The organism is Aquisalimonas asiatica (assembly GCF_900110585.1).
GTDB lineage: Bacteria > Pseudomonadota > Gammaproteobacteria > Nitrococcales > Aquisalimonadaceae > Aquisalimonas > Aquisalimonas asiatica.
This window is the reverse complement of record NZ_FOEG01000002.1, coordinates 191,097-201,273: the sequence shown is the minus strand read 5'-3', so window position 1 is coordinate 201,273 and position 10,177 is coordinate 191,097. Positions and strand designations below refer to the sequence as shown.

Annotated in this window: 12 protein-coding genes; 5 read left to right on the top strand and 7 right to left on the bottom strand. The window is 65.2% G+C overall.

Annotated features, from left to right (window positions below):
• Positions 1-10: 10 nt before the first annotated feature.
• The 3 genes from dctP (at position 11) to BMZ02_RS05665 (ending at position 3,034) form a co-directional block, all read left to right on the top strand.
• Entirely contained in the window at positions 11-1,051 is a 1,041-nt protein-coding gene (gene dctP, locus BMZ02_RS05675) for a TRAP transporter substrate-binding protein DctP (RefSeq protein WP_216110714.1), read from the top strand.
• A gap of 121 nt (positions 1,052-1,172) precedes the next feature.
• Positions 1,173-1,724, top strand: a complete 552-nt coding sequence (locus BMZ02_RS05670; protein ID WP_091640729.1) for a TRAP transporter small permease subunit — start codon at positions 1,173-1,175, stop codon at positions 1,722-1,724.
• Positions 1,721-3,034 (top strand): TRAP transporter large permease, encoded by a 1,314-nt coding sequence (locus BMZ02_RS05665; RefSeq protein WP_091640727.1) that lies wholly within the window; start codon positions 1,721-1,723, stop codon positions 3,032-3,034. The genes BMZ02_RS05670 and BMZ02_RS05665 overlap by 4 nt, the downstream gene beginning before the upstream one ends.
• On the opposite strand, the gene BMZ02_RS05660 is transcribed toward BMZ02_RS05665, so the two are convergent.
• Positions 3,024-4,520, bottom strand: coding sequence for a 1-acyl-sn-glycerol-3-phosphate acyltransferase (locus BMZ02_RS05660; protein ID WP_091640725.1), 1,497 nt, complete (start codon positions 4,518-4,520; stop codon positions 3,024-3,026). The genes BMZ02_RS05665 and BMZ02_RS05660 overlap by 11 nt on opposite strands.
• A gap of 263 nt (positions 4,521-4,783) precedes the next feature.
• On the opposite strand from BMZ02_RS05660, the gene BMZ02_RS05655 reads away from it, so the two are divergent.
• Positions 4,784-4,987: a cold-shock protein gene (locus tag BMZ02_RS05655; RefSeq protein WP_091640723.1), complete on the top strand. Its 204-nt coding sequence runs from the start codon at positions 4,784-4,786 to the stop codon at positions 4,985-4,987.
• 192 nt (positions 4,988-5,179) lie between these two features.
• Positions 5,180-5,773: a TetR/AcrR family transcriptional regulator gene (locus BMZ02_RS05650; RefSeq protein WP_091640722.1), complete on the top strand. Its 594-nt coding sequence runs from the start codon at positions 5,180-5,182 to the stop codon at positions 5,771-5,773.
• A gap of 21 nt (positions 5,774-5,794) precedes the next feature.
• On the opposite strand, the gene BMZ02_RS05645 is transcribed toward BMZ02_RS05650, so the two are convergent.
• From BMZ02_RS05645 to BMZ02_RS05620, 6 genes are all read right to left on the bottom strand, one after another.
• Positions 5,795-6,199, bottom strand: coding sequence for a globin (locus tag BMZ02_RS05645; RefSeq protein WP_091640720.1), 405 nt, complete (start codon positions 6,197-6,199; stop codon positions 5,795-5,797).
• Between the two features lie 115 nt (positions 6,200-6,314).
• The gene (locus tag BMZ02_RS05640; protein WP_091640719.1) at positions 6,315-7,094 is read right to left on the bottom strand and encodes a ferredoxin--NADP reductase; all 780 of its coding nucleotides are present in this window, start codon (positions 7,092-7,094) and stop codon (positions 6,315-6,317) included.
• Between the two features lie 254 nt (positions 7,095-7,348).
• On the bottom strand, positions 7,349-7,762 hold the full coding sequence (locus BMZ02_RS05635) for a hypothetical protein (RefSeq protein WP_091640717.1): 414 nt from the start codon (positions 7,760-7,762) through the stop codon (positions 7,349-7,351).
• A gap of 78 nt (positions 7,763-7,840) precedes the next feature.
• Positions 7,841-9,190 (bottom strand): MATE family efflux transporter, encoded by a 1,350-nt coding sequence (locus BMZ02_RS05630; protein WP_091640715.1) that lies wholly within the window; start codon positions 9,188-9,190, stop codon positions 7,841-7,843.
• Positions 9,187-9,690, bottom strand: coding sequence for a hypothetical protein (locus tag BMZ02_RS05625; RefSeq protein ID WP_245753954.1), 504 nt, complete (start codon positions 9,688-9,690; stop codon positions 9,187-9,189). Before BMZ02_RS05625 ends, BMZ02_RS05630 begins: the two co-directional genes overlap by 4 nt.
• Positions 9,687-10,175 (bottom strand): permease, encoded by a 489-nt coding sequence (locus tag BMZ02_RS05620; protein WP_245753953.1) that lies wholly within the window; start codon positions 10,173-10,175, stop codon positions 9,687-9,689. Before BMZ02_RS05620 ends, BMZ02_RS05625 begins: the two co-directional genes overlap by 4 nt.
• Positions 10,176-10,177: the final 2 nt, after the last annotated feature.

The window sequence follows — 10,177 nt, the reverse complement described above, 5'->3', positions numbered from 1 at the left end:
GGAGAATACCGTGAAGCATTCCATGAAACTGGGTCTTTCCGCCGCCGCCACGGGTCTGCTCGGGCTCGCCCTGGCCCCGGCCACCGCCTCTGCAGACGAGACGTATACCTGGCGCGTGCAGTCCCACTGGCCCAGCGCCAGTAGTTCCTACGGCGACAGCCTCGAGACGCTGAAAGAGAAGCTGTACGAGCGCACGGACGGACGCCTTGAGCTCGAGCTGCACGAGGCCGGGTCGCTGTTCGGGCACGACGAGATCTTCAGTGCGGTGAGTCGCGGAACCATCGATATGGGGACCATTTCACCCGCCTACGAGATGGACCGGCTGTCCACCGCCGGTGTCGCCTTCGGCCTGCCGAACGGGTTCCAGGAGACCTGGGAAGCGGCCTACTTCTTCAAGCACAAGGGCTTCGAGGACATGATCCGCGAAGAGGCGGCGGATTACGGCGTCGCCTACTTCACCGAGAAGGTCTACCCCACGGAGATGGTGCTCTCCGAGGAAGTCGAGTCCCTGAGTGACTTCGAGGGGCTGAACATCCGGTCCTCGGGGATTCTGCAGACATTCCTGACGGAGGCCGGCGCAGCGGCATCGGAAATCCCCGGCGAGGAGCTCTACCAGGCGCTGCAGACCGGTGTGGTCGATGGTGCCCACTGGGGTGCCGTGCAGGGTGCCATGAGCATGTCCCTGTACGAGGTGGCGCCCTATCACGTGCGGCCGCCGCTGAATATCGGCGGCATCGATGCCTACATCATCAGCCAGGACTCCCTGGACGAGCTGCCGGATGATATCCGCAAGACGGTGGAAGACACCATTGAAGAGCAGTTCTGGCGGCGTACCAACGAGTACATCTACCAGGAACAGGCCGCTCTGGCGCGCTCCAAGGAGGAGTACGGCGTCGAGGTCATCGAGCTGCCGGAAGACGTGCAGGACGCCATGCTCGAGGCGGCCGAGACCCTCTGGGACGACCAGGCCGGGGAGAGTGAGCGTGCGGCCGAAGCGGTCGAGATGATGCGCGAGCTGCTTGCCGACCTCGGTCACATCGACGAGGAGTAAGCCTGCCGAGGGGGGAGTCTGCCGCTGCCAGCGGCAGACTCCCCCTGTCGCGTTTCGCCAGTGGTGGCCGCATGGCCGGGTCACCACTGTTCCGGTGACAGATGCCCCCTACGGAGATGTTATGAACGCCCTGCGCAAGGTGCTCCGCGGCGTGACCCATGCCAATGAGTGGCTGGGTCGAGCGGTGCTGGCCTGGCTTGTCCTGGCCATGTTCGTGCTGCTGTTCATGGAAGTGAACATGCGCTATCTGTTCGGTTCGCCCACGGTATGGACGGGCGAGCTGACGCAGATGCTGTTCGGTGCCTACGCCATCCTCGCTGGTGCCTACATCATGACCCAGCGTGCCCACGTGAACGTGGATATCTTCTACGCGCGTTTTCCGAGGCGGGTGCGCGCGGCCGTGGACGTGCTCACCTCGGCCCTGTTCTTCGCGTTCGTGCTGGTGCTGGTGACCGAGGGGTACAGCATGGCGGAGGACTCCATCAGCCGGTGGGAAACGTCCCGCTCGGCGTGGAATCCCCCGGTATGGCCCGTGAAGCTTGCGATCCCCGTCGGCGCCGGGCTGTTGCTGCTGCAGGGCATCGTCAAGCTCATCCACGACATCCTGATTCTTTTCAACCTGGAGGGTAGCGAGCCGCTATTCCCCGAGCAGGCAGGGGAGGACCAGCTATGAGCGTCGAGATGATCACGCTGCTGTTTTTCGGCTCGCTGTTGTTCTTCCTGTTCCTGGGCGTGCCCCTGGCCTTCGTGCTCGGCGGTGTGTCGGTGGTGTTCCTGTATTTCGACTGGGGGCCGGATGCCTTCTACATGGTGGCCTCCAACATGTGGAGCACCATGAACAGCTTCACGCTGATCGCCATCCCGCTGTTCATCTTCATGGCGATGCTGCTGGAGCGCTCGGGTGTTGCCCGCGATCTCTACCACATGATGCACCTGTGGTGGTCCGGCGTGCGTGGCGGGCTTGCCATCGGCACCGTCGGCATCTGTGCCATTTTTGCCGCCATGTGCGGGATCAGCGGGGCGGCGGTGACCAGCATGGGGACGATAGCCCTGCCCAACATGCTGGAGCGCAAGTACGACAAGGAGATGGCGCTGGGGGCCATCAACGCCGGCGGCGGCTGGGGGATTCTCATTCCGCCGAGCATCATCATGATTCTCTACGCCCTGATCACGGGTGTGTCGGTGGGTGAGCTGTTCGCCGCCGGGATCGTCCCGGGGCTGCTCCTGATGGTGCTGGTGTCGCTTTACATCGGCATCCGCTGCTACTTTCAGCCACATCTGGGGCCGGCGCTGCCGGCGGAGGATCGCGGCAGCCTGAAGGACAAGTTCATCGCTCTGCGGTCGGTGATCCTGCCGATCTTCATCGTCGTCATCGTGCTCGGCTCGATCCTGGCCGGCGTCGCCACCGCGACGGAGGCGGCCGCCATCGGCGTCTTCGGTGCCCTGGTGTCGTCCATCGTCTATCGCCGCTTCAGCTGGGAGATGCTGCGGGAGTCGTGCGTTCGCACGCTCCGGCTCACGGGCATGATCATGTGGATCCTGTTCGCTGCCCACGCGTTCAGCACCGCGTACAACTCCATGGGCGCCCAGCCCATGATCCTCGAGTTCATGATGTCGATCCCCGGCGGGGAGTGGGGGGCGCTGGCGGCCATCCTGATCATCATCTTCCTGATGGCCATGGTGCTGGACCCGCTCGGCATCATGCTGATCACGCTGCCGGTGTTCCTCCCCATCGTGACCGGCTTCGGATTTGATCCCGTGTGGTTCGGCATTCTCTTCATCATCATGATGGAGATCGGCTACATGACGCCGCCGTTCGGCTTCAACCTCTTCTACCTGAAAGGGGTGGCCCCGCCCGGCGTGACCATGGGGGATATCTACCGCTCGGTGATTCCCTACACGGCCGTGGAGATGTTCGGGCTGTTCCTGGTGATCCTCTTCCCGGGCATTGCACTGTGGTTGCCCAACCTGCTCATGGGTTAGTTCGGGGGGCGTCCGCGGCGGATTCCGGCATCACGTCGGGATCCGCCGCCGGATCGTCTGCGACGCGGCTGTCGCGCAGCAGATGCTCGATGCTGTTGGCGTAGTATTCCAGCAGTGGCCGCGCGGTTTCCGCGGGAGTGAAACCGCCATGGTCCGTCTCCAGGATGGCGTTGCGCTCGCGGAGGATGGCGATCGCCAGATCCAGGCCCTCGGACGGATCGGGAATGGGGATGTAGGGCGCAGCCCGGCCCCGGGATTCCAGGTCCCGTACAACGGCGGCGTACGCGGAATCCAGTGCCTCCCGGGACCACTCCCGGCCCGGCTCCCGGGTCAGCAGCCAGCACAGTAGCGGCACTGGCAGGATCGGCGTGACCTCGCCGATGCACTCCATCACGTGGCCCGCGAAGGCGCGGCTCAGGCGCAGTCGTTCCCGCGGGGGCAGGAAGCGGGGGTCGGCGTTGCGTGCCTGACACCACGCCCGTGCGGAGACCGGGGTGCCGAAGCCCGCCGCCGCGTGACCCATGGTATCGGCGCGCCCGGTGAGGCGGTTGCCCACGTTGCGCAGCAGCAGCATGACGCCCTGGCCCATGGCCCGCACCGTCGAGCGGCGCTTGATCTGCCCGTGGGCTTCCGCCAGCAGGGACTGATCCTCCACCACACGGTCGTACGTGAGACCCACGGGAATGAACAGGATGTCCCGTTCGCCGCCCGGGTTGAAGTCCCGCAGCATGTAGTCAAGCAGCCCGGCCCGTGGTGCGCGCAGGGCGCCGTCCCGGCTGAGTCCGGCCTCCGGGAAAACCGCCTGCACCACGCCGCCATCCACCGCCATCTGCACGTAGCGCTCCAGTACGCGACGGTAGAGGGCATTGTGGTCGTTGCGCCGCACGAAGTAGGCGCCCATGGCCCGGACCAGCGGCTCCAGCGGCCAGACCCGGGCCCACTCACCCACGGCGTAGGAGAGCGCAGTCTGGTCTTCCGCCAGGTAGGCCACCAGCACGTAATCCATGTTGCTGCGGTGGTTCATGACGAAGACGATGCTGGCGTCCGGGTCGATGTTGGCGAGGCCGCGTTCGTCCCGGTAGGCGAGTCGCACCTGGTAGAACCGGCGCACGATCGCCCGCGCGAGGCGGTTACCGAGCCGGAAATAGACGTAGGCGTTGAATGCCGGGACGATCTCGCGGGCATAGGCGTCCACGCGCCGCAGCGCCACCGCCCATGGTGTGCCGTTGTCCTCGCAATAGGTCCTGACGGCGGCCAGCACGCGCGGGTCGTAGGCGAGGCGGTCTATGAGGACTTCCCGTTTGGTGAGGCTGAACGTCGGCAGCTTCAGATGCAGCCGCCGGTTCACCTCCTCGATGAGCCCGCTCAGCCGGCGCCGGAAGAACCAGCGCACCGTGGGAATCAACAGGCGCGCGAGCACCGCCCACAGGGTGATGAGCAGCATGACCAAGAGCAGCCAGTAGGGTACCTGTACCGGTTCCGTCATTATCTCGGGAGTCTCGAAGCCGGGGTCGTAGCGGGAACGTGTATCACGCGAGCACGGAGCTGTCACATTGCGCCGTCGCCCAGTGAGAGCCTCGTCGCGGTGCGACAAGGAAAATGCTGGCCTGATGGCAAATCATGCTGTAGTCTCCCCAATTGCAGTGTCCAGCTTGAGTACCTTCGGCAGTCCCGCCCTTCTTGGTCGTCACTCCGTACGTTGTTCAGGTCGACCTGCAATACGCAAACGATCGATGAGGAAATGTAACGATGATGACCGGTACCGTTAAGTGGTTCGACGACGCCAAGGGCTTTGGCTTTATTACCCCTCAGGATGGTGGCAAGGACGTGTTCGTTCACCACTCCGCCATCAACGGCGCGGGCTTCAAGAGCCTGGCCGAAGGGCAGCAGGTCGAGTTCGAAACCCAGGACACCCCGAAGGGCCTGGCCGCGGCGAACGTCACCGCGATCTGAGCCTGACTGGCTGATGCGTGCCGCGGCGAGCCGCTGGCACGCGCGCCTGTTGAAAACCCCGCTCCGGCGGGGTTTTTTGCGTTCTGGGAGCGAGTTCACGCATTTGCCGGTGGTCGGCCCCGTCGCGGGGTTATCTTTGGTGGCAAGGCGTTATAAACTGCCTGATCGGAATAATCCCGGAGACACTCTGCCATGCGTGCCGGACGCCCTCGACAGTTTGACCCACCCGTTGCGCTGGGCCGGGCGACGGAGCTGTTCTGGTCGCGCGGTTACGAGGGCACCTCGCTGCAGGGGCTACTGGCGACCACCGGGCTCTCCCGCAGCAGCCTGTACCAGACCTTCGGCGACAAGCACCGCCTGTTCTCCCGGTGCCTGGAGTACTACCGCGAGAAGACCGCTGCAGCCATGTGGCAGCGTCTGGAAGAGGCGCCCAGTGGCCGTGCCTTCGTGGAGCTGATGCTGCGGCGTGCGGTTGACGAGCGGGATGCCGAAGGGGGGCCCAGGGGGTGTCTGGTGCTCAATACGGCGACCGAGTTCGGCCACCGCGATCCGGATGTCACCCATCAGGTTCAGTTGGCGTTGAGCGCGTTTCGCGCCGTCTTCGAAGAGGCTGTGCGGCGCGGTCAGGCTGACGGCAGCATCCGCAGTGCCAGGGACCCGCACAGGCTGGCCGCGTACATCGTGGCCGGAATGGGCGGGCTGCGTACGCTGGTGAAGGCCGACGAGGACCGCAATCACGTGCAGGATGCCCTCGACGTGTTGTTGTTGGCCCTGGACCGCGACTGACGTCAGCGTTTCCCTTGCAGTTCAGTAGGCCCGCTGGAAATGCTTGATGATCGGGCGCATGGCCTGCCGCCAGCGCTGTTCCAGCTCCGGGGTAATTTCCGGATCGCGCTCCCGCACTGTCTGCAACAGCGTATTCAGCCAGTACTCGTAGAGTGGTGGACGCACCGGCGCACGTCCGCGACGGCTGTGGACTTCGGCCATGCGTTCCACTTCCCGGGTGACGATGTCGCTCCCGCTGGCGAACAGGAGCGCAGTGGTGATACCCCGGCGCAGGGCCCGTCGCTGGCGGCCGAAATCGGTGTTGGCGAAGATGGGCCGGATCTCTTCCGAGGAGTCCAATAGCAGGGTATAGAAGCGCTCGAGGAAATCACGGCTACGCAGGCAGCGGCCGTAACTCTGATGGATGTCCTTAAACTGGTCGGCCACGACTGCCTCCTTCGGGGTAGTGAAAGGAGGCGTAAGGATGCCTGGGGCAGGCTGGGTCGGTGTTGATGCAGATCAATGCGCCCCGGCCCTGATGGGCCGGGGGCACCCGGGTTCGTTACTTCTCGACGAAGGCACGTTCAATGACGTAATCCCCCGCCACGCCAATGCGCGGCGACGCCTTGAAGCCCCGGGCATCCAGCATGTTGCTGATGTCTTCCAGCATCGCCGGGCTGCCGCAGATCATGGCACGGTCGTGTTCCGGGTTGAGGGGCGGCAGGCCGATGTCATCGAACAGCTTGCCGGTCTCCACCAGGTGCGTGATTCGGCCCTGATTCACGAACTCTTCCCGGGTGACGGTCGGGTAGTAGATCAGTTTCTCGCGGATCATCTCGCCAAAGAACTCGTTCTCGGGCAGCTCCCGCTGGATGAAATCCTGGTAGGCGAGTTCGCTCTTGTAGCGGACACCGTGGATGAGCACGATCTTCTCGAACCGCTCGTACGCTTCCGGGTCCTGAATCACGCTCAGGAACGGGGCCAGTCCGGTACCGGTGCTGAACAGGTACAGGTTCTTGCCCGGCGAGAGGTCGCTGAGCACGAGCGTCCCCGTGGGCTTGCGACTGGTCACCACCTCATCGCCTTCCTTGAGATGCTGCAGGCGCGAGGTCAGCGGGCCGTCGGGCACCTTGATGCTGAAGAACTCCAGGTGATCCTCGTAGTTCGGGCTGGCGATGCTGTACGCCCGCATGAGCTTCTTGCCGCTCTCCTCCTGCAGCCCGATCATCACGAACTGGCCGTTCTCGAAACGCAGGGCCGGATCACGGGTGGTACGGAAGCTGAACAGCGTATCGTTCCAGTGGTGCACGCTGATCACGCGTTCGGTAGCCATGTTGCTCATGTCGCCAGCTCTCCCTGGACGTTCAGATTCAAGATCGAATGGTAACAGGCACCGCGGAGCCGGAACCGTCCGGCCTCCCGGGCCGCGTGTCGACGCGCTCGGGTTTCAAGCGGCTATCGCCACGCGGATTGCCTTGATGGTGCAAAGCTTAGGGGGAAAAGGAATATGTGTGAAATGGGTTATTCGCATAAGCTATAACCCATTTCGACATATGGCGTTACAGCCGGTGCCTCCCGGCCGGTAGGGGCGGCTCATCAGCGGAACTGGATGCCGCCCCCGGGCATGCCCTGCGATCCGCCGCCACCCATGCCACCCCCCATGCCGCCACCCTGGCCGGGTGTGACAATCGAGGTGGCCTGTTCGCGTTGCATCTCCTCGATGCGCCGGATCATGTCCTCCAGTGCCTGATTGGCGGCGTCCGGGAATTTCGCGATGGCGTCTTCCAGGCTGTCGGCCTCGATATCGAACGACAGCGGCAGCGCGCCGCCCTGGGTCATCACCTGGCTCTGCCCGCTGTATGTGACCGGGCGCGATTCATCGCGGCTGCCATCGGTGTTCACCGGGGTCATGCGGCGAATGGCGCCGACCCGGCCATCCGTAAAGGTCTCTTCCTGGACGAGCGCACTCGTATCCAGGGACATATCGGGCATCTGGTCGGCTTCACTCATTTCCCTCTCCTGTGAGTCATTGATGGACAGCCCTTTATGATGCCGCAATGGTGCAGCTGATCCAAACCCGCCGGTCGGTCAGCAGCCCGGTGACGGCGCTTCGTGACGACGCTGCTCGAGCAGGGCCATCCCTTGTCGGTACAGCATCCAGGACATCAGTCCCGCTGCCAGGTTCCCCGCAAGGGCACCGTTGAACACGCCCGTCAGCCCCATCAGCCAGGCGCCGGCCCACAGCAGCGGGAGGTAGCACAGGAACAGCCGGGCAACCGAGATGGTCAGGGCCCGCATGGGCATCCCCAGGGCATTGCAGACCGAGACCATCAGCATGCACACGCCCAGGGCGCCGTAGCTCAGCGGCACCCGCATGAGGTAGTCGTGGAGCGCCGCGGCCACATCGCCATCGCTGCTGACCAGGCCGGTGAACACGCCGGAGAGCAGCAGCCAGAGCACCGCGATGGCCAGCTGCCAGATCAGCACGAAGCGCACGGCAATGCGGACCAGGCTGCGGACATGGTGCAGTTCGCCGGCGCCGAGAAATCGCCCGATCATGGGGGGCATGGACATGGTCAGTGCCAGAACCACCACGATGGAGAAGAACTCCAGGCGCGTGCCCAGCCCCCAGGCGGCGACAGCGCTGGAGCCGAAACCGGCCACCAGCGCTGTCGCCAGCATGGCGGAGATCGGGGGCATCAGCTGGCTGACCATGGCCGGGCCGGTGATGCCGGCCAGCTGGCGCAGCGCGGGGGCCGGGTTGATGGCCAGCAGGTCGAAGTGCATCAGGCGGCGCCGCAATAGCGCCGGATAGATGGCGGCAATGCCGAGAGTGAACGCCGTCACCGTGGCCCAGGCCGCGCCGGGCAGGCCCCAGCCGAAGACGAAGATGAACAGGGGGTCCAGCACCAGGTTCGCCAGGCTGGTGATCACCATCCACAGCCCCGGTGTGCGGGTGTCCCCGTGAGCGCGCATGACGCTGTAGCCGAAGTAGAGCACCGCCCCGCACCAGGCGCTCAGCAGCCACGGGATCCAGAACGTCCGGATCAGCGGCAGCAGGTCGGCCTCTGCACCCAGCAGGGTGACCAGTGGCTCCCGCAGCACCCACAGCAGGAGACCCAGGGCTGCAACGGCGATTGCGCCGGAGACCACCACCAGCCCACCCTGGCGTCGGGCCAGCGCGGCGTCGCCGGCACCCAGGGTGCGCGATATGATCGCCGTGGTGGCAATGCCGAGCCCCACCTGAAAGCCGATGATCAGCTGCTGCATGGGCAGGGTGAATGCCAGGGCGGCCAGTGGATCGACCCCAAGCTGCGCGATGAAGGCGCTGTCCACCAGCTGGAAACCGAGCAGCGATACCACCCCGAACAGCATGGGCCAGGTCATGGTGAACAGGGTGCGCCCGAGGCCGTGGCGCGTGAGGTCGTCTGTGGTCATGCCGTTCCCGTACGGATGATTTCGGTAAGCAGTCCGGCGGCGAGCGGCACCGGCAGGCAGGCCAGTGTACGCAGCACGACGAAGCGCCAGCCCATCATGGGCGCTTCGAAGACCAGCACCCGGTGGAATGCGAGCACGGACCATGCGGTGATCAGTGTGATCATCTGTGCCACACCGATGCCGGCGTCGATCAGCGCCAGGGCCAGGGGGAATACGATCATGGGGCCGCCGGGCATGATCCCGCCGATGAGGGTCGCCAGGAGAATACCGCGGAATCCGGAGGCGTCGCCCAGCACGGCGACCATCTGCTGCTCCGGAATCAGCGCGGCGAGAAACATGCCGGCCAGCAATGCCGGCGGCAATCGCAGCAGGAGTGGCTGCAGCTGGATCCAGCCGTCATGGGCCACATCCCGGTGGCGGATGGTGCCGCCGCGATGGGCCGCGGCGAACGCGGCCAGGAGCAGCAGCGCCACGGTGCCGTAGGCGACCACCGTCATCATGGTCGCACCCAGCGGATGATCAGCCGGGTGGCGAACCCGGCCAGAAAGGGCAGTGGCAGCGACACGAGCAGCCGCAGGGCGACGAAGTCGACGCCGAGAAACGGCAGCTCCCACACCAGCACCCGGTTGAGGCCGAGCACTGACCAGGCCGTCAGGTAGGCCACGCAGACCTCCGTTGATGCGCCGGCGCGATGGAGCCCCACCACCAGCGGGAAGGCTGTGAACGGGCCGCCCGGGGTCATTGCGCCGGCAATGGTGGCGACCGTGAGCCCGCGCAGGCCGCTGCGCCCGCCCAGCCAGTGCTCCATGGTCGCGCGTGGGACCAGGCGCTGCACGTAGGCGCTCACCAGCAGCGCCCCGACCAGGACCGGGCTGATCCACAGCAGCAGGCCCAGGGCCTGCTGCAGCGTGTCACCGAACACGCCGGCACCGCGCTGCCACCAGGTGGTCGCGCCCGCGACGGCGGCGAGCACAATGAAAAACACCG

Bases quoted from the DNA above. Each gene is read 5' to 3' on its own strand.
- BMZ02_RS05640 (WP_091640719.1), bottom strand. From the start codon at position 7,094: ATGAGCAACATGGCTACCGAACGCGTGATCAGCGTGCACCACTGGAAC.
- BMZ02_RS05655 (WP_091640723.1), top strand. From the start codon at position 4,784: ATGATGACCGGTACCGTTAAGTGGTTCGACGACGCCAAGGGCTTTGGC.
- BMZ02_RS05665 (WP_091640727.1), top strand. From the start codon at position 1,721: ATGAGCGTCGAGATGATCACGCTGCTGTTTTTCGGCTCGCTGTTGTTC.
- BMZ02_RS05625 (WP_245753954.1), bottom strand. From the start codon at position 9,690: ATGATGACGGTGGTCGCCTACGGCACCGTGGCGCTGCTGCTCCTGGCC.
- BMZ02_RS05650 (WP_091640722.1), top strand. From the start codon at position 5,180: ATGCGTGCCGGACGCCCTCGACAGTTTGACCCACCCGTTGCGCTGGGC.
- BMZ02_RS05660 (WP_091640725.1), bottom strand. From the start codon at position 4,520: ATGACGGAACCGGTACAGGTACCCTACTGGCTGCTCTTGGTCATGCTG.
- BMZ02_RS05630 (WP_091640715.1), bottom strand. From the start codon at position 9,190: ATGACCACAGACGACCTCACGCGCCACGGCCTCGGGCGCACCCTGTTC.
- BMZ02_RS05670 (WP_091640729.1), top strand. From the start codon at position 1,173: ATGAACGCCCTGCGCAAGGTGCTCCGCGGCGTGACCCATGCCAATGAG.
- BMZ02_RS05635 (WP_091640717.1), bottom strand. From the start codon at position 7,762: ATGAGTGAAGCCGACCAGATGCCCGATATGTCCCTGGATACGAGTGCG.